We start from the raw sequence: 20490 nt of genomic DNA on the forward strand, positions 1-20490 counted from the left end.
CTGATAATAACGGCATTATGAGCGAATTTTTGAGGCAATTATCGAATTGCTGTCAATCTTATTCGACAGCTCATACTAGGTTGTGGCATGGTGTTCCCGGCCCAAAAAAGCGGGCCTTGCGATACGGAAAAATCTCACGATGGCTATTGATCGCGTTTTGATGGACATAGGTCTGCACGAGACGGAAGTGCGCTTTTATCTGGCGGCGCTCGAACTCGGGCAGGCGCCCATGCGCGACATCGCGCGCAAGGCCGGGATCAGTCGTACGAATGCCTATGACGTCTTCTCACGCCTGCTGGCGCAGCGGCTCGTCAACGAGATTCCACAGTCGACAGATCGTTCGATGCTGATCATGGCGGAGTCACCGGAGCGCGTGCTGGAGATTGTCGATGAGCGCCGGAAAAAGCTCGACGCGGTGATGCCGGAATTACTCTCATTACACAATCGCACGCCAGCCAAACCCAAGGTGCGCTATTTCCAGGGGCCGGATGGCATAAAGGCCGTGCTTGACGAGACACTGACGTGCCGCAGCAAGGTGCTTCTTGGCATACTCTCTATGAGCGATCTCTATGAGGTGCCGGGACGCGAGTGGATGGACGACAACGTCCGTCGCCGCATCGAAGCCGGCGTTACCCTGCGGGTTGTGCGCTCGCCGACGAAAGACTTGCATCCCTTCTGGGCGGACAATCCAGCCGACCTGCGTATTGTGCGCTACGCTCCAGATGATTTCACTTTCTCGATGACGACGTACATCTACGACGACAAAGTGGCGCTCATCTCCTCACGCAAGGAGAACTTCGCCATGACCATCGAGAGCGCCGAGTTCGCTGCCATGCAGACGGGCCTTTTCGAAACGCTCTGGGCGGCGAGCCGCCCAACGGCAGCGGCGGGAAAGCGATCCGGCCGCGGCAAGATCATCGACCTTCAACGAAAGAAATAACTTAACCAACTGGGACACGCGTATGCCACTAAGTTACCCGCGCTTTAAGGCTGCTGCCTGCCACATCGCGCCCGTCTTCCTCGACAGTACGGCCACTGTGGAGAAGGGGATTTCCTATATCAGCGAGGCGGCCCGTAACGGCGCGTCACTGGTTGCGTTTCCCGAGAGCTTTATCCCGGGATTTCCGGTGTGGGCTGCGCTGCGCCCGCCGATCGAGAACCATGACTTCTTTCGTGCGCTCGCCACTCAGTCCATACGGCGAGACGGCCCTGAGATCGCGCGGCTCGCGGCGGCGGCGCGCGATCACGGCGTATACGTCTCCGTCGGCATCAGTGAGGGCACGGATGCAAGCGTCGGCTGCCTGTGGAACGCGAACCTGTTGATTGGTCCTGATGGCAGCATCCTTAATCACCATCGCAAGCTTGTTCCCACGTTCTATGAGAAGCTGGTCTGGGCGAACGGCGATGCTCGAGGCCTGCGGGTTATCCCGACTGACATTGGCCGCATCGGCATGCTGATTTGCGGTGAGAACACAAATCCGCTCTCGCGCTACGCGCTCATGGCTGAAGGTGAGCAGGTTCATATTTCGACTTACCCGCCGGTGTGGCCGACACGCCCACCAACCGACAATGGCGCATATGATCTGCGCCGCGCTATCGAAATCCGGGCGGGCGCGCACGCTTTTGAGGCGAAAGTCTTCAATATCGTCTCATCAGCCTTTGCCGACGAGGCATTGATCGCAGCGGTCTCTAAGGAGGACAAGCGAATCCGCGAGATTATCGAACGGTCTCCGAAGAGCGTGTCCATGTGCCTTGATCCCACGGGCTCGGTCATCAGTTCCGTGCTCAGTGACGAGGAAGGCATCGTTTATGCCGACATCGATACGGCGCTCTCCGTCGAGCCGAAGCAATTTCACGACGTCGTCGGTTATTACAATCGCTTCGACATCTTCGATCTCGAGATTGATCGCTCTCCGCGCGAGCCCGCGAGATACATTGAGGTAGCGTCCCCTTCGCTCGCCGCTGAGGGTGACGAACCGACCTCAGAAAGAGCGTAGTTAGGGTAAGGGAAATGTCATGGATGACACCAAGCACCAGATTGGCCTCATTCTCTTTCCGCAACTGACGCAACTCGACCTAACGGGTCCCTTCGAAGTGCTGGCGCGGCTTCCCGACGCCCAGGTGCATCTCATCTGGAAGGACCTAGATCCGGTCCTGAGCGATGTCGGCTTGCGGATCTTACCGACCACGACATTCACGGACTGTCCGGATCTCGATGTGATCTGCATTCCTGGCGGTCCAGGAATGAATGACCTGCTTAATGATGAGGAAGTACTTGCGTTCGTGCGCCGTCAAGGAGCCAATGCGCGCTTTGTCACCTCAGTATGCACCGGTGCGTTAGTACTGGGAGCCGCTGGTCTTCTTCAGGGCTACAAGGCAGCGACGCACTGGGCATCCATGCATTTTCTTGAGTCGTTCGGTGCCACGCCAGTCAACACGCGCGTCTGCATCGATCGCAACCGCATAACGGGCGGTGGAGTTACCGCAGGCATTGATTTTGGATTGCTCCTGGCGGAAGCGCTTTCCGACCGCATGACCGCCGAAAAGATTCAACTCTATATGGAGTACAACCCTGAGCCGCCCTTCACTGCAGGCTCCCCAGACACAGCCCCGCCTGCCGTCGTTAGTGAGTTCCGTAGCTACGCCGAGGGCATGCTGAAGCGAAGGGGCGAGGCGGTCGCGCAGGCCGCGCAACGCCTTAAGGAGACTGCATCGGAGCAGGCTTCGTTCAAGCAACCTCTACCGAGGTAGGTTCATGGCGTCTGGTGCTTTCTGAGACATCACCCAGCCTTCTTCCCAAGAGCCGAGAACTAATACATCGCCGCGAAGCGAATATGCCAGATCGCTCGGACAGGCCAACTCAATCTCATGGCATTTCGCAAGGCTTGGCCACGCGTAGAACACAACTACATTGTCCTGAACAGATCCGATAAGCTGACCATCGGCCGACCATCCAATTGCGTGTCCCGTACCACCGCTCTGAATGGCAACCGTTCCCACACACGCACCGTCGCTTAACTGAAATACAGAGAGATTTTCAGGTGGCGCACCGTGAACGACTGCTAATAATGATCCGTCAGGCGAAAGGGACGACGTGCGCGAGAAAGCTACGCGCTCGGGCAGCACTCGAAATTCTCCAGAGCGGAACGGCCATGACCAAAGGGAGAAATAGTCGGGCGCCGGCGGCGCATCGTCTGATATCGCCTTGCAAGCGTGTACGATAACCCACATCTTCCCGTCCGCAGATCGGTGGATGCTCTGGATCATCTCATCGGGAAAATCCTGCGCAAACTCGGTACACCCCGATTTCGCAGTTCTTACCATCAGACGTCCATTCCAAGTGGCGTCCACGATGTATTCACCGCAAGTCGAATAGCGAAGGTTCGATCCCTCGCCATCTGTCATATTATTAAAATCGACAAGACGTCTTCCCGACTTCACGTCGGCGACGATGATGTGTCCTGATGAACCTTTCACAGCCAAGGTGCTCCCGTCCGGAGAGAAGACTGTGCAAGCAGGATCGGCGAGCGGGGAGGCTCGCCATATCTTTGATCTCGTCCGCAAATCCCACATGGACACATCTCGCCCGACCGTCGAAAGTCGTTGTCCATCTGGCGAAATGGCGACGGCGTAGCTTGTGCCAATCTTCCAAGGCTTCATCTGACGTCCGTTTTTAACGAAACGGTTTGGGTGGAGCAGGATTGAATGGCTCTTGATGCGTTGAGCTCACGCTTAACTGCGGAGTACTGCCTAAGCCATTGAAACTGTATATCATGGGTGATACATACGTGGCCGTTGCGCGAAATTTTCTTCGATAATCAAGAGCTTGCCACCCCATACCCCTCGTTCCTTCGTTAGAAGGACGTTTGATCTGGGATGTGCAGTGCGAAGCATGGCGGGGTGGCGGTATGGCTGACAGCAAAATCAAACTGCATAAAGGCGATCTGCCTGCGGGTGTGACTTTCGGCTCAAGCGTTGCGATCGATACCGAAACTCTCGGCCTCAACCCTCATCGCGACCGCCTCTGCGTGGTACAGCTCTCGGCGGGCGACGGCACCGCGCATCTTGTCCAGTTTGACGGCAAGGATTATTCGGCACCACACCTCAAGGCGCTGCTCGCGGACCAGAACGTCCTCAAAATCTTTCATTTCGCGCGCTTCGATGTCGCTGTGCTTGCCAAATATCTCGGCGTGGTGGTGACGCCCATCTACTGCACCAAAATCGCATCCAAGCTCGTGCGGACATATACGGATCGCCATGGGCTCAAGGACATCACCTCAGAACTTCTCGGCGTTGAATTGTCTAAACAGCAGCAGAGTTCAGATTGGGGAGCTCCAACCCTCACGCAGCAACAGATGGCCTATGCAGCCTCCGACGTGCTGCACCTGCATGCGTTAAAGTCGCGACTTGACGAGATGCTCGCACGGGAAGGGCGCACGCACTTCGCGTCGGCCGCCTTCGGCTTCCTTCCTATCCGGGCGCAGCTCGACCTCGCTGGTTATGGGGAGATGGATATCTTCTCACATTGACGCTCGCGCGCGGCGTAAAGTTGCAACACCCTCCTGGCAACGCAGCGCGTTAAGCACAATTTTGAGTAAAACTACCCAATCAGGCACCTTGCGTCCTTCGATCAGTCCCAATATCACCCCAATTCATTGACACTTTCGCGCGGCTGGCTGGCGGAATGCCGGCTGGATCCTGGCGCATGTCAGGGCGCTCTTCACCCTCGGTGTTTGGGTTTCTTCTGTGGCGCCCAGGTTGCGTCGGGGAAATCGATGATGCCGAAGATTGATTTTCTTTGCCCGTACCCCACGTAAGCGCGCGGACCCGTCCTAAGCTCTAGCGGCCTCTTAGCGAATGTCACTCGACCACCCCTTCGACGCGACTACCAAGCCCCGGCGCCGATCGGAACGTCCGGTCACGGGACCGGTGGATAGCAGCCGGCAGTTTGCGCGTGCACGTCGTCACACTTGGATGGTGCGCACGCTGCGTGTGATGTTGCCTGTGGTCACCGTTGCCGTCGTTGGGTTGTACGTAGCCTCAGCCATGACGTCTCTCGATCTCGTCGAGAAACTGGCACAGCTGCCCGTGCCAACGATAACCGCCGAAAACGTGACGATGGATAATCCACGTTACGAGGGTTTCACAAAAGACGGCGGGTCCTATGTCGTACAAGCCCGCACCGCTCGACAAGACTTCAAGCAGACTGAGCTGATCCACCTCAACGAAATTTCCGGCGAAATGCTCAGCGCCAAGAAGGTGAAAACAGAGCTGACCGCCGCTCGCGGCATCTTCCACACCAAGACCAACGAATTGAACCTCCTTGACGGCATCAAGATCAACTCGACCGATGGCATGGCAGCTCAATTGAAGAGTGCCAGCATTTTCGCGAAACGCGGCGTCATTCTCAGCAAAGAGCGCTCCGTTGTGAACGTTCGCCAAGGTGAGATTTCTGCGGACCGTCTCATGATTTGGCAGAAGAAGCGCAAGGTCACGTTTGTCGACAACGTCAAGACACGCCTCACGCCGCAACCGGGCGAAGAGAAAGCCGCCTCTCCTCAGAAGGAAGGCTCCTCCGCTCTGATAGGAAGCTCCAACGGTCCCGTAGATATCACGTCAAACATACTGAGGGTCGAGGATCTCAAGAACACTGCGAGCTTCGTTGGAGACGTTCAAGCCGTGCAGGGCGACCAGGCCCTGCACAGTCAGCGGCTCGACGTCTTCTATCAAAGCAACGACGCAGACAGCGGCTCGGCTCCGTCTGCCAGCGATGCTGCGACCTCGGCGCAAGTCACCCGAATGGTGTCTGAAACACCGATTGTCATCACACGCGGCGACAGCGAAAGGATTACGGCGGAGCGTCTGGATGTGGACGCGATCAATGAGGTCGCTTTGCTGACAGGCAACGTCGAAATGGTGTCCGGTCTCACGCGCAGCGCACGCAGCGATGCGGCCCAGATCAATGCGCAAAACGATACGGCTCTGCTTACCGGCAATGTTATTGTCACCCAGGGCGAAAATCAGATCAAAGGCGAACGGCTTTTGATCGACCGGAAGCACGGCACAAGTCATCTGACGAGCCCTGCTCAAACGGCTGGCACGAAAGACGGCCGCATCTTTGCCAAGCTCCAACGGCAGGCGGACCCGGCGAAACCAAAAGCAGCCGCAGCACCGGAGGCTGAAAAGAACGCGGTTTCCGGCCTCACTGCCGTCACCTTCAAGACCGACCCGGACGCACCAATCGCTCTGGAGGCCGATGAACTGACCGTCAACGATGCCGTAAAGACGGCGGAGTTTCGCGGCAACGTGCACGCCGTCCAAGGTGGCTTTTCAATCCGAACTGCGAAACTGATCGCGCACTACTCGGGGAACGGCGGCCTGCTCGACCCAGCCTCGAACGACAAGACCGGCGGCGACCAAGGATCGAACACTCAACTCACAAGGATATCCGCGCGAGGCAAAGTGCTCGTTGCTTCGTCGGGCGGACAGAGCGCGACGGGAGACTGGGCCGAGTTCGACGTGGCTGGGAACAGCGTGACACTCGGTGGCGATGTGGTTCTCACCCAGGGGAAGAATATTGTTCGCGGTACCCGCTTGAAGATCGATATGACGAGCGGCAATAGCATTATCGAGACTGCACCGGAAGCTGCAGGCGCGGGGTGGGCCTCCACAATGAAGCCCGATGGTGGATCCGCGGCGTCAGTCCCGATTCCCGGCGGGGTTGGAGCGCGCGGCGGAAGACCCAGCGCCGTATTTTATCCAACTCAGTTCAAACAATCCGGCAAAAACGGCGGCACCTCAAAACGCGAGAGTGGCTCGAGCCCGTCGTCAAGCAGCTGGGGCGCGACGACTGCTCCAGGCAATTAGCACTCTCGACGCGTCATCGTCGTGGGTGCGAAAACGTTGTGACTTGTCGAAGCGACCAATCGGCTGCATTCGATATGAGTCAAAAATACTGGTGGGCTAGCGGGAAGCACAGCCTTGGGAATGAGGATGAGCGTTGGTTAGGTTTTTGCCATTTGGATCGCGCACGGGGAACGATGCCCCTCCGCCGCACTCGCGGGCGGATCGTGCAAACATGCGCGATCACCGAAACGGCGCCGTCCGCGGTGCGCGTGCTAACAGCGCTGAGCACTATCCTGCCCCTATCGTCGGTGCATCTGGCTGGCTGACGGTAACTGACGTCAAAAAAACCTATAAAAAGCGACCCGTCGTTAAGGGTGTCAGCCTCAATGTTCGACGTGGAGAATCCATCGGCCTGCTAGGCCCGAACGGTGCGGGTAAGACGACCGTCTTCTACATGATCACCGGCCTCGTCCCGGCAGACTCCGGTCAAATAACTATCGACGGGAAGGATGTTACACGCCTGCCGATGTACCGGCGTGCACGTCTCGGCATCGGCTATTTGCCCCAGGAAGCATCGATCTTCCGTGGGCTGTCTGTTGAAGACAACATTATGGCCGTTCTGGAAATCGTCGAGCCGAACCGGAAGAAACGCCATGAACAGCTCGATCAGCTTCTCGACGAATTCAACATTACCCGCTTGCGGAAATCGCCCTCCGTCGCCCTGTCAGGTGGTGAACGCCGGCGCTGCGAAATCGCCAGAGCACTAGCCTCGCGACCGTCGTTCATGCTACTCGACGAGCCGTTTGCTGGTGTGGACCCGAAGGCGGTCAGCGACATTCAGGAATTGGTGCGGCACTTGACGCAGCGCGGTATCGGCGTTCTCATCACGGATCATAACGTTCGTGAAACTTTAAGCCTCGTCGAGCGAGCTTATGTCATTCACGAGGGTCAAGTTCTGACAGAGGGTAACCCTCAAGAAATCATAACGAACGAAGACGTCCGTCGCCATTATCTCGGGGATATGTTCGTTAATGGGCGTTGAGTATACCCAACCTCGGAACGCATTCGAAGGTTAGGGCATGGCGCTGACGGCCAAATTAGAGCTGAGACAAGGCCAGCAGCTGGTGATGACACCCCAGCTGCAGCAGGCCATTAAGCTCTTGCAGCTGTCTAATCTTGAACTCGAACAGTATGTTGACGGCGAACTGGAGCGCAATCCGCTGCTTGAGCGCGAAGAGGGCGATTCTGGGGACGCGAACGGTGAAAGCCCCGGGAGTGATGGCGATCAGGTTAACGGCGCCAGTCTCGACGACGATTGGCTCGACCTCGATAAACCTCGCTCCGACCCTGATGGGACGTTCGACACCGACCTCGACAACGTTTATCCGGACGCCTCAGTAGCCGACGTCAGTCAGGACATGTTCGGTTCCGGTTGGGCCGGGCTCAAAGGTCGTGGGCCAGGTAGCATGTCGGATGACGATGCCAACATTGAAGCGTTCGTCTCCAGCAGTATTTCACTGAAAGACCATCTCAGCCAGCAGTTGCCGCTCGCACTTACCGAGCCAGCGCATCGGATCATTGGCCAATATCTCATCGACCTTGTCGATGATGCCGGGTACCTCAACGCGGATCTCGATGAGTTGTCCGAAAAACTTGGCGCGCCCGAATCTATGGTCGAAGAGGTTCTCGAGGCGTTGCAGAAATTCGATCCTCCCGGTGTTTTTGCGCGTTCACTCGGTGAGTGTCTGGAGCTGCAGCTTAAAGAGCTCAACCGCTACGATCCTCAGATCGCCGCCTTGCTCGATAACCTTGGGCTAGTGGCAACGCACGATTTTGCCAAGCTCAAGCGCGTCGTGGGCGTCGATATGGACGAACTCACGGATATGATAACTGAGATCAAGGGGTTAAATCCAAAACCCGGTCTCATGTTTGGGTCTGTCCAGGTTCAACCTGTCGTTCCAGATGTGCTCGTTCGATCGGCAGCCGACGGGAGCTGGCTTGTTGAGCTCAACTCCGACACCCTCCCGCGTGTGCTCGTCAATAGAAGTTACTATGCGCGGGTCGCAAAAGCGGCCTCTACGGGTGATGACAAGGAATATCTCAGCGACTGCCTACAAACGGCAAACTGGCTTGTGAAGAGCTTGGATCAGCGCGCTCGCACCATTCTCAAGGTGGCACAGGAGATCGTCCGCCAGCAGGACGGCTTTTTCACCTACGGTGTTCAATATCTGCGCCCCCTCAATCTCAAAACCGTCGCTGAAGCGATCTCGATGCATGAATCGACGGTGTCGCGCGTTACGTCCAACAAGTATATGGCGACGTCACGCGGCATCTTCGAGCTCAAGTATTTCTTTACCTCCTCCATCTCAGCTGCCGACGACGGAGAGGCACATTCGTCCGAAGCCGTTCGCTTCCGGATCAAGCAATTGATCGATGGCGAAACGTCAAACCTGATCTTATCTGACGATAAAATCGTGGATCTGCTGCGCAGTGACGGCATCGACATCGCCCGGCGCACCGTCGCCAAATACCGGGAAGCGATGCGAATCCCTTCGTCGGTGCAACGGCGGCGTGAAAAAAGGCTGAGCGGAGTTACCGCACGTGCGACGTGACGTCGCGAATTCCAGAATATATTCATATTTTTCAATACGGTATTGATATTTTGTATCTTTCTAGGACCGCCTAGATCGGATTAATCAAAAGCAATTTTCTTTTAATGTTGCATTGCAAAAAAGCGAACCGTCCTCCACATTGACACGTTTTGATGGTGGCTCTACCGTCACTTCTGTTCTGCTTAAATCAGAGTAGACCTGGGGAAGACGTTAGGGGATATTGGTCAGTTCATAACTTCGAACCGAATGGCAGATGTCTTCGGCCGAACGGCTGGGGTTGTCTAAAGAAAAGTCGAAGGCGACAGAATGATACTGCAAGTCACCGGCAAAAACGTCGATGCAGGGGATGCATTCCAGACCTATATCTACGATAAGATAGCGTCCGTTTTGGACAAGTATATAGGACCTGAGTTTTCTGGGCATGTTCGTCTGGAGAAGGAAAAAAGCCACTTTCGGACGGATTGCTCGATACGCTTGCGCACAGGTTTGATTGTTGAAGCCCATGGAACCGGGGCAGATGCTTATGCCAGCGCAGACATGGCCGTGGATCGTTTGGATAAGCGCGTACGGCGCTACAAACGTCGCTTGAAAGATCATCATCAGCGTCGGAATGATGGCAACGGTGCGTTGCCAGCTGAAGTCATGGCGCGAGATTACGTACTGCAGGTTACCGACGAAGAAGCCATTTCGGCTGTGGACGCCGATCACCCGGTTATCATCGCGGAAAACCAGCGCGGCATACGAGAGTTAACAGTGAGTGACGCCGTTATGCATTTGGACCTCGCTGAAAGTCCCTTCTTCATTTTCCGAAATGCGGGAAATGGCCAACTGAATGTTGTTTACCGACGTCCCGATGGAAATGTCGGCTGGGTCGACCCAAGTACGGACTCATCGAAACAGTCCTTAAACGGGACCGGACACGCTCTCCGATAAGTTGTCGGAGTGTATAAACCAGTGAGTTAACAGCCTTTGGCCTTAGAGCGGCACGATTTGTGCTTAAAGGTTCAACGGACGTCATATGACACGGTGGGATAGAACCATGGATCTGGGTGATCTACTCGCGCCGAACGGGATTATTCCTGATTTGGCGGCAAAGAGTAAAAAGCAGGCTTTGCAAGAGCTTGCTGCACGCGCCGCAGATGTGACCGGCCTTGAGGCACGGGACATTTTTGACACGCTGTTGCAGCGTGAACGTTTAGGCTCCACCGGCCTCGGCCGCGGAATCGCAATCCCGCACGTCAAATTCCGGGCGCTCAATGAGATCGTGGCGTTATTCGCTCGGCTCCCCGAGCCAATCCCCTTCGATTCTCATGACGACGAGCCCGTCGACCTCATCTTCTTGCTGCTGGCCCCGGAGCATGCCAGCGGAGATCATTTGAAGGCCCTGGCTCGCATTTCTCGGCTTGTGCGCGAACCCACCATGCTGGAGCGCCTGCGGCACGCCAAAGATGCAGCCGCCATCCGCGAAATCCTGACGACACCGGCCGCGTCACACGCAGCCTGAAAGAAAGTCTAGGCTTAAGACTTCGTCCGCAGCCAAGAGGATGGCGCGGAGACATAGGCGACAAACCTGAGATTTGTCGCCTTTTTGGTGGCCAGCCTTTTAACCGAGTACGAGAAGAGCGCCGAGGCCCAGGCCGCCCACAATCAGCCGCCACCACCCAAACAGCGCATAGCCATGGCGGCTTACAAAAGCCAAGAGATATCGCACAACGAAGACGGCCGAGATGAACGCCGTCACGAAACCTATTGCGATGCTCGTTACATCTGCGGTGTCGATGACAGACCAATTCTTATAGAGGTCGTAGGCAAAGGCGCCTGCCATCGTTGGCATGGCAAGGAAGAACGAAAATTCGGCAGCTGATCGCTTGTCCGTGCCCATTAAAAGAGCTCCGACGATCGTCGCTCCGGACCGCGATACGCCGGGGACCATGGCCAGGCATTGGAACAAGCCGATTTTCAAGGCCAGTGACGGTGGAAAGTCCATGACGTCGTGATAGCGCGGCTCCAGATCCAACCGATCGACGTACAAAAGAATTATTCCACCAATAATCAGCATCACGCAGATCAGCATCGGGCTCTCAAACAGAACGCCTTTGATGATTGAATGCGCTGAGGCCCCGATCACAGCGGCGGGCAGAAAAGCAATCAGGATACCCAATACAAAGCGCTGTGTTTTCCGATCGCGCGGCAAGTCATAGAGAATTTGCAGAATGCGCGCGAAGTAAACGCTGAGGATGGCCAGGATTGCGCCAAGTTGAATGAGCACTTCAAAGGTTTTGCCCGGTGAATCAAAGCCAATGAAATGCCCGACAAGCAGAATGTGTCCCGTGGATGAGACCGGAATGAATTCGGTCAGCCCCTCGATCAACCCGAGCAGGACCACTTGCCATGTGGACATGATCACGAACTCCAGTTATGGCGCCGAAGAGGTCTCTGCTGATGGGGTGCCCATCCGCTGGCTATTCACCTTACAAAGATGCTCTTGGAGCCGGGCCCTTAAGAGCACATCCGTACGGATCGGAACTCCAGCAGGGAAGAATGTGGGGATCTTTCGTCGTCTTCAGGGCAATGACCACGAGCTGGGCGGCTTCTGCAAGACAAATGGCAGAGAGATGAACAGGAAGCTTTCTAGGCTGCCGCACCTTGGCCACACTGGCATTCGTTCGCGAGATGCGGTACCGCCAACTGCTTGTCCTTGATGCAATCAAGGCTCCAGAATTTGAAGGAAGCGAACCGACGCGGAGGAGAAGCTCTGTGAATTTCCTGCCACGGCGAGATGTAGGCGAACACTATGCATAGGCTCTGGCACTTCAGGCTTTGCCCGTTGTCCCGTTCCATTCGTATTACGCTGGCGGAACTCGGCCTCCAAGTTGAGGTCGTGGAAGAACAGCCGTGGGATGTAAGCGATGATCTGTTACAGCTAAACCCGGCCGGCGAGCTTCCCGTATTGGAAATCGATGCAGGCCCGGTGTTGTGCGGCACGTATGCGATTTCAGAGTACATCGCAGAAGAACTGAAGCGGCATCCTGTAGATGGGCTCGAAGTTCCCCTCTTTCCCGGCAACCGTGAAGAACGCGCCGAAGTCCGGCGGCTTGTCGACTGGTTCCATGGGAAGTTCAATCGCGAGGTAACCAAAGAGCTCCTCTTTGAGAAGGTCTATGCGCGCCTTAAAGGTAACCCGTCATCAGGACCCGACGCCGATATCGTGCGGGCAATTCGCGGTAATCTGCGTTATCATCTAAGTTATATCAGCTATCTCGCCCACGGGCGGCGCTGGCTTGCCGGCGAAGATTTGTCGTTTGCCGACATAGCCGCAGCTGCGCATTTGTCCTCCGTCGACTACCTCGGTGAAGTCGCTTGGGACGAGTTTCCGCAAGCCAAGGAGTGGTATGCGCGTGTCAAATCGCGACCGGCATTTCGAGCGATCCTCAGCGACCGCGTCCCCGGCGCTGCTCCCCCCGCGCACTACACAGACCTCGATTTCTAAGCAAACTGACGTTGCGCCTGCCGAAGCGGTCGCTCTGAAGGAGGCGGTTAGCAAGCGAGCACGTGAGCTTGGTTTCGACGCGTTCGGCGTAAGCCGTCCCGACGCTATCGCTCTCGCCGGAGCGCGACTTGAGACCTATGTTGCGGCGGGACACCACGGCGACATGGCATGGATGGAAACGACGCTTGAACGTCGCCGCGACCCCAAAGCCCTCATGCCCAACGCACGCTCCGTCATTGCTGTGGCCATGAGCTATGCGCCCGACACAAATCCTATGGAGGCGCTCTCCCAGACATCCCGCGGACTTATCTCAGTTTATGCCAAGGGCCGTGACTACCACGATGTCCTTAAGGGGCGCTTGAAACAACTCGCGGGCTATCTGGCCTCGCGCAGCGGGGAAGACGTGAAAGTCTTTGTCGACACTGCGCCGCTCATGGAGAAGCCTTTGGCTGCGGCTGGCGGTATTGGCTGGCAAGGCAAACACACCAATCTCGTATCGCGCGAACATGGCTCGTGGCTTTTTCTAGGGGCGATTTTAACAGCTGCGGAGCTCCCCCCCGACACGGCTGGTCGCGACAATTGCGGACGCTGCCAACGCTGCCTCGATGTGTGTCCGACAGCAGCCTTTCCAGCTCCCTACCAACTCGACGCGCGGCGATGCCTTGCCTACTTAAGCATCGAGTCGAAGGCGCATATCCCAGTTGAGTTTCGCAAGCCGATGGGCAACCGCGTCTACGGATGCGACGACTGCTTGGCGGTATGCCCATGGAATAAATTCGCCTCGGCCGCACGGGAGGCAAAGTTCGCCGCGCGCGTTGAAACAGACAATCCACCCATTGCGGAATTGATCGCGATTGATGACCGCGCATTTCGCGAGAGGTTTGCGGGCACGCCTGTAAAACGGACGGGGCGTGACCGGATCGTGCGCAACGCCCTTATCGCAGCCGGCAATTCCCAAGACCGGACGATGATCCCGCTTGTCGAGGAACGCTTAAAAGACGAATCAGAACTCGTGCGTGCGATGGCCGTCTGGGCTTTGTCTCAGCTTGCAGATCCCGATCACTTTGCCGATCTACGCAAAGCGTATTTGCCGCGAGAAGCTGATCCTGATGTCCGAAACGAGTGGGAGGCACAATCCGCATGAAACACCTCGTCTGTCTTGGCATGGGTTTTTCGGCCAGCACGCTTGCCCACGAGATGGCGCGCGAAGGCTGGAAGATCAGCGGGACGGCGCGAAGTGCCGAAAAGGTGGCCGCACTGATAGCACGCGGCTGGCACGGTGAGATCTTCGATGCTGAGCGGGGTGGAGACGTTCTGCGCGCAGAGCCAGCAGGTGCATTTAGCGACGTCACGCATCTCCTCATTTCAATTCCGCCCGGTGAGACCGGGGACGGCATCCTCCATCATCACGCTGAGGACATCGCGCGGTTCAAACATCTCGAATGGATCGGGTATCTCTCGACCATCGGCGTCTATGGCAATCATGACGGTGATTGGGTCGATGAAACGACGCCCCCGGCACCGTTGTCGCGTAGATCAAAACTGCGGGTCGAAGCCGAACATGCCTGGGAAAAGTTCGCACGCGCCAAACCCTGGCGTTTGCAGATTTTCCGACTCGCCGGGATCTACGGTCCCGGTCGCAGTGCAATCGACCAGATTGAGGCAGGCAAGGCCCGGCGTATCATCAAGAAGGATCAGGTCTTCAACCGGATCCATGTCGGTGATATCGCCACAATTGTTAAAGCCGGAATGACTGGCGCTGGCAGTCACGTCGTCTACAACGTCGCCGATGACGAACCGGGGCCACCACAAGACGTCGTCGCCTACGCTGCAGAATTGCTGGGCGTACAACCGCCACCGGAAGTTCCCTTTGAAGACGCAGAGCTTTCGCCAATGGCGCGGAGTTTCTATGACGAGCGCAAACGCGTGCGCAACGGCCGGGTCAAGAATGATCTGGGTATCCATCTCTCCTACCCCAATTATCGGACAGGTCTCGAAGCCGTTCTTGCTGCGCGCCGATACAAGTGAACTTGTTCAGGCGCCGTTCAATCAGAGATCGTGATAATGCCGAAATCGAGGCCTATTTTCACCGTCATCCAGGCTAGGCCATGGCCGAGGTGTTGAGCTCCGGAATTATTGCGTCGGAGTTCAGGAGGCTGTCAGGCTTGCTGGGTGAGAGATGCCGGACATGCAGGATTGGTTTTAAAACGATGTCGTTTATTGCTGAGCGAATTTTCAATGGAGCGGCGCTGGCCGCATGTGTGAGTGCTGCTCTGACATTCGGGTTCCCGGTACAGGCCGAGGATGCAGCACACACCATCGCCAACAAGTTCGCAGAAGACACCGCATCCAATGAGGAGCACGCGAAACAAAAAGAGCTTCAGCGCACGATGGCGGAACTCAAAAAGAAAGCTGATGAGGCCCGTGCGCGCGCGAACGCCCAACGCCAAGCAGAAGAGACTGAAAGCCGCCGCCTGTACGAGCAGGAGTTACTAGAGCGGGCGCGCGAAGAATCGGAAGCGACCCGGCGGGCGGCAGCTGAAGAAGGCGCTCAGGCCAAAGCACGCGCGGAAGCACAGGCTAAGGCCAAGGCTGACGAAGTCGCCCGTGTCGCTCAGGAGAAAGCCGCGCGTGAACAGAAGCGCGCCGCAGAAGTCGAGGCTGCGCGCCGCGCAAAGGAAATCGCCCAAGCCAAAGCGCGTGCGGAGGCTGAGGCGAAAGCCAAGGCTGACGAAGTTGCCCGCGTCGCTCTGGAGAAAGCTGCGCGTGAACAGAAGCGCGCCGCAGAAGTCGAGGCTGCGCGCCGCGCAAAGGAAGTCGCCCAAGCCAAAGCGCGTGCGGAGACTGAGGCGAAAGCCAAGGCTGACGAAGTTGCCCGCGTCGCTCTGGAGAAAGCTACCCGTGAAACGAAGCGCGCCGCACAGGCGGAAGCGGACCGTCGGATCCGCGAAGCTGCGCGATGGGCAGCCGAGGCAACAGCAAAAGAGGCAGAAGCTGAACTGGCCGCACGCGAGCCAATCCACGCCAATCATAGCAGCGACCGCGAGGCGCAAGAGTTAGCAGAGCGGCTTCGAGAGGCGCGACACAAGTACAGCGCTCTCGGCGGGCCTACCGTTCAGTCGGTACCGGCCAGGGCCAAGCCGGTGACGGTGACACCTGCCGCAATCAGAATGGAAACCAAACCGTCTAAGCCAACCGCGCGCGCCGAGCAGCATGTCACCATCTTGCTGATCATGGATGTTGGCAAAAGAGGCTGGCGACGTCTCAGCAAAACGGCTGATCCAATGCTCTGCTTGCATGAGCATTGTTTCTTGAGCCGTGGATCGGATTTGCCCGCCGAAAAGCTCTCTCGGCATGCCGCCTTTGGCCCGACCGTGGCGCTCGTCAAACGGGGCGTTTCGTGCCGTTCTTCACCATCGTGCATTTTCCGGGATATTGATTTGGAAACTGCTGAGGCGATCCTGCAACCAGTCGATCTGCGGGTCCTGCGTCACGATCGTCGGGAAACCCAATTGATCCGAGCCGACAAAACGTGCGATCTGATCCGAGGCGAACTAGTCTGCGGGCATACGGTCGGCACCACCGACTGGCGCGCGTGGATCGTACCCGAGAGCGTCGCCAAGCGAGCCGGGCCGGCCGCGCTGGAAATGGCGCTCGAATCTGGGTTGGAGGGTTTGGATTGAACGAACCTGCGCAAAGCGCGGTAAAATACGCTGGTATTACACAATCAGTGACGGGCGTGCTGCTTGCTGGCGGCCAGTCCCGACGCATGGGGGGCGGTGACAAGGGTTTGCTGGAGTTGGCGGGCAAGCCGATGCTCGCCCACGTCCTGGCGCGTCTTGAGGGTCAGGTTGACCGCGTCGTCATTAACGCCAACGGCGATCCCGGCCGTTTCGACGCCTTTAACCTTCCCGTATTCGCCGACACAATCGAAGGACATGTCGGGCCTTTGGCCGGCGTCCTCGCGGGGATGCGTTGGGCTGCGGCCAACGTCGGTGGCGACGGATACATCGTCACCGCTTCGACCGATGCGCCACTCATACCCGCCGACTTGGTTACCCAGCTCGCAGCGAAACTGCGAGATGATCCTGATGCCGCCATTGCTCTAGCCGCCTCAGGTGGAAACCTGCACCCCGTCATTGGTCTCTGGCCGGTTGCACTGGCTGATGATCTCGAACAGTCGCTCCGGGACGGCGTCCGCAAGGTGCTGCACTGGACGGATCAACATGGTACGGTCATTGTAGATTTTGCATATTTCCGCATTGGAGAACGCGAAATCGATCCATTCTTCAACGCCAACACGCCCGATGAACTAGACGAAGCCCGCTTGATTTTGGGTGAGCTCTGAGACGCATCGTGCGAATTCAAGATGACCACCACGCCATGCTGCGCGCACCAAACGGAACACCGATCATCGGAATTGTCGGCTGGAAGAAGTCGGGGAAGACAACCTTGACCGTTCGTCTCGTCGAGGAATTCGTGAAGCGCGGTCTAAAGCTGGCGACAGTTAAACACGCGCATCACGCATTCGATGTCGACAATGGAGAAACGGATTCGGCGCGTCACCGTCGTGCCGGTGCCTCGCAAGTTGCCGTTGTTTCTGGGCGACGCTGGGCCATGGTGACAGAACTCCGCGGCGCGCCGGAGCCCAACTTCGAGGAAATCATCGCGGCTCTGGAGCCAGCCGACCTCATCATTGTCGAAGGCTACAAATCAGCTCCTATCGCAAAGATCGAAGCGCGGCGTGTCAAATCCCTGACAACGAAGCCCCTCGCCGACGATGATCCGCTCGTTATCGGGATCGCTACCGATCATGCGATCGATGGCAAGGGGTTGCCCGTCTTTGATCTCGACGATATCGAAGCGATTGCCGACTTGATTGAACGGATACTCGGCCCACTGCCGAGGCAGGCCAACAGCGAAAGCTCCGCCGGAGCGCAGATGCAGGACCCTGAATGAACGGGCATATTTCTCTGAGATCTCTCGCCGCTTCCATCTTCTCGGTTGTTACATTTGCCTGCGGATCGGCGCTGGCTCAGAATCCTGCAGCGCCCGCAGCGCTTGATCCCGGAGGACCTGCAATTGCGCTAATCTCTACCGGCGTCGATTATACCGATCCTGCGATCGCTTCACGTTTGGCACGCGATGGCGAGGGCGAACCCATCGCGTGGGACTTCGTCGACAACGATCTCAAACCCTTTGCAGCTCCCTCCGACCGTACCGACGATGGGACCCGACTCGCGAAGCTGATCCTAGCGACCGATGATAAGGCGCGCCTCATCGTTGTGCGCGTAACGCGAAACGAGCCAGACTCTCTGGCGAAGGCCGTAATGTTCATCGCGCGCACGCCGGCAACCGTTGCCGTTGTCGGGACATTTCCGCAGAAACAGGATGGATGGGATCGCTTCGGTGGAGCAGCCAGCGCTGCGGCGAAAAATGTGCTGTTCTTTGTCCCCGCCGGGATGCCGGATGAAGCGCTCGGCGGCCAGGCTTATCCCGTTGGGCTCAATCTAGAGAATATCCTGACCGTGGCTCCGCTGACGCCCAGTTCCGCAGAAAATGATACGGCGGAAGGCGCGGCCCCGGCCGATGTCTGGGTCAAGACGCGCGAAACGCAGGTCAACGACCAACCCGTTGTCGTACCGTCAGACGGATTGCAGGCGGCTGCGCTTCTTGGCGGCTATACGACCTGTGTGCTTCGCGGTCGCGAATTTACTCAGGTCGCCGCTGCGAAGGCGGCCCTCCAGGAGTTCGCATCATCGGTTGGAGATAACGGCCCGAAGAACGTGTACGATACCGTTTGCGAACAAAACAACGAGCCCAAGCCATCACCGTAAGAAAGCCGTATAGATGGCCAGCCGCGGAGGAAGCGTGATGGACGAAGACAATATGAATCGCAAAGAGCGTCGCGCTGCACGTAAAGCCGGTCATCTCGACAGCGCCGCTTTTCTCAAGGTCGCCGACAAGTTCATCGATCTCGCCAACCGTGAAAATGCGCGCGTCAAGGCTACTGACCTGCACAATGCGTTCCTCTATGCAGCCGCGCGTTATAACGCCTTCGTCGCTAATACGGTCCTCGAAGTCGAGAACCATGAGGAATTTGTCCAGACCATGGTGAAGCAGTACGCCGAAATGCTACGGCAGAATCTGGCCGATCCAAACCTCGCAGCAAAGCCAGAGTGACCTTCCTTCGTACCGCGTAGGCACGATTACGATTTTTGCGACGGAGGTAACGCGGTGCTTTCGGTGTCCGCAGTCTCGTCAGCGGCCTCAGCTTCCGCTTCTTCCGCCTTCAACGCCGCTGCGCAAGCCGCCCCTGATGTGGCCGCTGTATCAGACCAGTCGTCCTGGGAGGTTTTTGAGGCGACTGCTTCCTCTGCCCCTTGCTTAGCCTCGGGATCAACCGCTGTAACTTCCGTCTCTTCGACAGGCTTGCCCAACGCCTCCCACTCCGCCACCTCTTCGTCCGAGAGGAACCCTCGGCCAAACCGATAAGCCGTCTTCATCATCCCCTTTGGCAGACAAACGGCGGCATCAGTATAGTCCTCGCAGTAGTCATCAAGACCATCCATATTCGCGAGGACAGGGTTGGAGACCCACAATTTGCGAAGCGCGGTATTGCGAACGTCATCCGGGACGTCGGCTTCCATGAATTGCTCGTAGTCGGAATCGTAGCCGAGCGAGTCGAAATCGAATTTCGAGAAGTCCCGGACTTCCGGCTTTTGTGCCTCTGCTTCCCCGCGGACCTCACCCTCTGAGGGGGCAGCTGAAGTCTGCTGGTCAATTTCGGAAGCAGGGGATTTACGTCCGGCCTCGGCCTCAGAGATATCAGCATCTACCTGAGCTTCGCCGGTCCTGTCCGCCTGCTTTAATCGTGACCAGCGTCCGAGAAAGCCCTCGATCCGTTCCTGGCTCATTCGTTTTCCGTCTTTCCTTGCTTGGCACCCTTTGCACCATTCACCTTGCCCATCATGGCACGCCGCTCGCTCAAAGCGAATATCGGCTCTTGTCCAAAGAGATGCTTTTCCGGCTCAAGGTGCGGCTCACGTCGACGTTTCTTGAACGTCTCTTCAACGTGGTGCTTATCAATGAAATCCCGGATGATGAAGACCAACCGCTCCGGCATCGCCACGCAGTCTACGGAATCGAGCCCCATGCTCGCATGCGGTTGCGCCTCGAAAGGCGAGGCCGTGACCAAGTGAACGTCCAGCGGGTGTTCGCTTCCGGATTCTGGATCTTCCCGCGTCACCACGTACACAGACGGTTCGCCGTTGGCCAGGTTTACGCAGTAGGCGGTCGTTTCCTTCCGATGTAATTCAAGTGGAAGGGTCGCAGCGTGGTAATGCACCACATCATCCGTACGACGAAGCTCGCGCCAATCGTCAATTGACGGCGCGTCGAGAAATACGCTGATCGGGCGCCAACGATATTCCTGCCATGGATGCGAAATGCGCTCTCGCGCGATCACAACCCCTAGGGGAATGGAGACCGCAAGGCTCATTTATTCGACAGCTCCCTACGCTCCTAGACAAAAGAAATTGT

At 57.3% G+C, this 20490-nt stretch carries 21 protein-coding genes; 17 read left to right on the plus strand and 4 right to left on the minus strand.

What is annotated here, in order from left to right; genetic code table 11:
- Positions 1-139 precede the first annotated feature (139 nt).
- From K5845_RS00720 to K5845_RS00730, 3 genes are read left to right on the plus strand one after another with little or no spacing between them, the layout of a single operon-like run.
- A complete protein-coding gene (locus K5845_RS00720; protein WP_046477769.1) occupies positions 140-940 on the plus strand; it encodes a TrmB family transcriptional regulator in 801 nt (266 codons plus the stop codon).
- A gap of 22 nt (positions 941-962) precedes the next feature.
- Positions 963-1997, plus strand: a complete 1035-nt coding sequence (locus K5845_RS00725; RefSeq protein WP_046477767.1) for a carbon-nitrogen hydrolase family protein — start codon at positions 963-965, stop codon at positions 1995-1997.
- Positions 1998-2016: 19 nt separating this feature from the next.
- A complete protein-coding gene (locus K5845_RS00730) occupies positions 2017-2751 on the plus strand; it encodes a DJ-1/PfpI family protein (protein ID WP_090226459.1) in 735 nt (244 codons plus the stop codon).
- On the opposite strand, the gene K5845_RS00735 is transcribed toward K5845_RS00730, so the two are convergent.
- A complete protein-coding gene (locus K5845_RS00735; protein ID WP_287958018.1) occupies positions 2740-3477 on the minus strand; it encodes a WD40 repeat domain-containing protein in 738 nt (245 codons plus the stop codon). The two genes, K5845_RS00730 and K5845_RS00735, sit on opposite strands and share 12 nt — an antisense overlap.
- Positions 3478-3908: 431 nt before the next feature.
- Between K5845_RS00735 and K5845_RS00740 the strand changes: the two genes are divergently transcribed.
- The 6 genes from K5845_RS00740 (at position 3909) to ptsN (ending at position 10962) form a co-directional block, all read left to right on the plus strand.
- Positions 3909-4529 carry a ribonuclease D gene (locus K5845_RS00740; RefSeq protein WP_287958020.1) on the plus strand — a complete coding sequence of 207 codons (621 nt, stop codon included), beginning with the start codon at positions 3909-3911 and terminating at the stop codon, positions 4527-4529.
- A 328-nt stretch (positions 4530-4857) separates the two neighbouring features.
- Positions 4858-6867 carry an LPS export ABC transporter periplasmic protein LptC gene (lptC, locus tag K5845_RS00745; RefSeq protein ID WP_082101063.1) on the plus strand — a complete coding sequence of 670 codons (2010 nt, stop codon included), beginning with the start codon at positions 4858-4860 and terminating at the stop codon, positions 6865-6867.
- A gap of 211 nt (positions 6868-7078) precedes the next feature.
- Positions 7079-7888: an LPS export ABC transporter ATP-binding protein gene (lptB, locus tag K5845_RS00750; RefSeq protein WP_090227354.1), complete on the plus strand. Its 810-nt coding sequence runs from the start codon at positions 7079-7081 to the stop codon at positions 7886-7888.
- 37 nt (positions 7889-7925) lie between these two features.
- On the plus strand, positions 7926-9458 hold the full coding sequence (rpoN, locus tag K5845_RS00755) for an RNA polymerase factor sigma-54 (RefSeq protein ID WP_287958023.1): 1533 nt from the start codon (positions 7926-7928) through the stop codon (positions 9456-9458).
- A gap of 306 nt (positions 9459-9764) precedes the next feature.
- The gene (gene hpf / locus K5845_RS00760; protein WP_046477755.1) at positions 9765-10391 is read left to right on the plus strand and encodes a ribosome hibernation-promoting factor, HPF/YfiA family; all 627 of its coding nucleotides are present in this window, start codon (positions 9765-9767) and stop codon (positions 10389-10391) included.
- 106 nt (positions 10392-10497) lie between these two features.
- Positions 10498-10962, plus strand: coding sequence for a PTS IIA-like nitrogen regulatory protein PtsN (ptsN, locus tag K5845_RS00765; RefSeq protein ID WP_046477753.1), 465 nt, complete (start codon positions 10498-10500; stop codon positions 10960-10962).
- A 99-nt stretch (positions 10963-11061) separates the two neighbouring features.
- Here the strand turns inward: ptsN and K5845_RS00770 are convergent, their stop codons facing one another.
- Positions 11062-11859 (minus strand): undecaprenyl-diphosphate phosphatase, encoded by a 798-nt coding sequence (locus tag K5845_RS00770; protein ID WP_046477750.1) that lies wholly within the window; start codon positions 11857-11859, stop codon positions 11062-11064.
- Between the two features lie 393 nt (positions 11860-12252).
- On the opposite strand from K5845_RS00770, the gene K5845_RS00775 reads away from it, so the two are divergent.
- The 8 genes from K5845_RS00775 (at position 12253) to K5845_RS00810 (ending at position 19131) form a co-directional block, all read left to right on the plus strand.
- Complete coding sequence (locus K5845_RS00775; protein ID WP_046477749.1) at positions 12253-12948, plus strand: glutathione S-transferase family protein; 696 nt, start codon at positions 12253-12255, stop codon at positions 12946-12948.
- Positions 12941-14092, plus strand: a complete 1152-nt coding sequence (gene queG, locus K5845_RS00780) for a tRNA epoxyqueuosine(34) reductase QueG (RefSeq protein WP_076605387.1) — start codon at positions 12941-12943, stop codon at positions 14090-14092. The genes K5845_RS00775 and queG overlap by 8 nt, the downstream gene beginning before the upstream one ends.
- Positions 14089-14976 (plus strand): SDR family oxidoreductase, encoded by an 888-nt coding sequence (locus tag K5845_RS00785; protein WP_046477746.1) that lies wholly within the window; start codon positions 14089-14091, stop codon positions 14974-14976. The genes queG and K5845_RS00785 overlap by 4 nt, the downstream gene beginning before the upstream one ends.
- A 182-nt stretch (positions 14977-15158) precedes the next feature.
- Positions 15159-16631 carry a hypothetical protein gene (locus tag K5845_RS00790; protein ID WP_287958027.1) on the plus strand — a complete coding sequence of 491 codons (1473 nt, stop codon included), beginning with the start codon at positions 15159-15161 and terminating at the stop codon, positions 16629-16631.
- On the plus strand, positions 16628-17296 hold the full coding sequence (gene mobA, locus K5845_RS00795; RefSeq protein ID WP_244465035.1) for a molybdenum cofactor guanylyltransferase MobA: 669 nt from the start codon (positions 16628-16630) through the stop codon (positions 17294-17296). The genes K5845_RS00790 and mobA overlap by 4 nt, the downstream gene beginning before the upstream one ends.
- 35 nt (positions 17297-17331) lie before the next feature.
- Entirely contained in the window at positions 17332-17907 is a 576-nt protein-coding gene (gene mobB, locus K5845_RS00800; protein WP_046477744.1) for a molybdopterin-guanine dinucleotide biosynthesis protein B, read from the plus strand.
- Entirely contained in the window at positions 17904-18785 is an 882-nt protein-coding gene (locus tag K5845_RS00805; RefSeq protein ID WP_046477743.1) for a S8/S53 family peptidase, read from the plus strand. The genes mobB and K5845_RS00805 overlap by 4 nt, the downstream gene beginning before the upstream one ends.
- Before the next feature lie 37 nt (positions 18786-18822).
- A complete protein-coding gene (locus K5845_RS00810) occupies positions 18823-19131 on the plus strand; it encodes a DUF3144 domain-containing protein (RefSeq protein ID WP_052743773.1) in 309 nt (102 codons plus the stop codon).
- Positions 19132-19157: 26 nt separating this feature from the next.
- On the opposite strand, the gene K5845_RS00815 is transcribed toward K5845_RS00810, so the two are convergent.
- Together K5845_RS00815 and K5845_RS00820 are read right to left on the minus strand one after the other, a co-directional pair.
- The gene (locus K5845_RS00815) at positions 19158-19865 is read right to left on the minus strand and encodes a DUF3306 domain-containing protein (RefSeq protein ID WP_052743772.1); all 708 of its coding nucleotides are present in this window, start codon (positions 19863-19865) and stop codon (positions 19158-19160) included.
- The gene (locus tag K5845_RS00820; protein ID WP_052743771.1) at positions 19862-20449 is read right to left on the minus strand and encodes a DUF3305 domain-containing protein; all 588 of its coding nucleotides are present in this window, start codon (positions 20447-20449) and stop codon (positions 19862-19864) included. The genes K5845_RS00815 and K5845_RS00820 overlap by 4 nt, the downstream gene beginning before the upstream one ends.
- Between the last annotated feature and the right edge of the window lie 41 nt (positions 20450-20490).

This window comes from Filomicrobium sp., assembly GCF_025698805.1.
Taxonomy (GTDB): domain Bacteria; phylum Pseudomonadota; class Alphaproteobacteria; order Rhizobiales; family Hyphomicrobiaceae; genus Filomicrobium; species Filomicrobium insigne.

Coding starts and splice junctions, on each gene's coding strand:
- K5845_RS00720 (WP_046477769.1), top strand. CDS start 140: ATGGCTATTGATCGCGTTTTGATGGACATAGGTCTGCACGAGACGGAA.
- K5845_RS00725 (WP_046477767.1), top strand. CDS start 963: ATGCCACTAAGTTACCCGCGCTTTAAGGCTGCTGCCTGCCACATCGCG.
- K5845_RS00730 (WP_090226459.1), top strand. CDS start 2,017: ATGGATGACACCAAGCACCAGATTGGCCTCATTCTCTTTCCGCAACTG.
- K5845_RS00740 (WP_287958020.1), top strand. CDS start 3,909: ATGGCTGACAGCAAAATCAAACTGCATAAAGGCGATCTGCCTGCGGGT.
- lptC (WP_082101063.1), top strand. CDS start 4,858: ATGTCACTCGACCACCCCTTCGACGCGACTACCAAGCCCCGGCGCCGA.
- lptB (WP_090227354.1), top strand. CDS start 7,079: ATGCGCGATCACCGAAACGGCGCCGTCCGCGGTGCGCGTGCTAACAGC.
- rpoN (WP_287958023.1), top strand. CDS start 7,926: ATGGCGCTGACGGCCAAATTAGAGCTGAGACAAGGCCAGCAGCTGGTG.
- hpf (WP_046477755.1), top strand. CDS start 9,765: ATGATACTGCAAGTCACCGGCAAAAACGTCGATGCAGGGGATGCATTC.
- ptsN (WP_046477753.1), top strand. CDS start 10,498: ATGGATCTGGGTGATCTACTCGCGCCGAACGGGATTATTCCTGATTTG.
- K5845_RS00770 (WP_046477750.1), bottom strand. CDS start 11,859: ATGTCCACATGGCAAGTGGTCCTGCTCGGGTTGATCGAGGGGCTGACC.
- K5845_RS00775 (WP_046477749.1), top strand. CDS start 12,253: ATGCATAGGCTCTGGCACTTCAGGCTTTGCCCGTTGTCCCGTTCCATT.
- K5845_RS00785 (WP_046477746.1), top strand. CDS start 14,089: ATGAAACACCTCGTCTGTCTTGGCATGGGTTTTTCGGCCAGCACGCTT.
- K5845_RS00790 (WP_287958027.1), top strand. CDS start 15,159: ATGTCGTTTATTGCTGAGCGAATTTTCAATGGAGCGGCGCTGGCCGCA.
- mobB (WP_046477744.1), top strand. CDS start 17,332: ATGCTGCGCGCACCAAACGGAACACCGATCATCGGAATTGTCGGCTGG.
- K5845_RS00805 (WP_046477743.1), top strand. CDS start 17,904: ATGAACGGGCATATTTCTCTGAGATCTCTCGCCGCTTCCATCTTCTCG.
- K5845_RS00810 (WP_052743773.1), top strand. CDS start 18,823: ATGGACGAAGACAATATGAATCGCAAAGAGCGTCGCGCTGCACGTAAA.
- K5845_RS00815 (WP_052743772.1), bottom strand. CDS start 19,865: ATGAGCCAGGAACGGATCGAGGGCTTTCTCGGACGCTGGTCACGATTA.
- K5845_RS00820 (WP_052743771.1), bottom strand. CDS start 20,449: ATGAGCCTTGCGGTCTCCATTCCCCTAGGGGTTGTGATCGCGCGAGAG.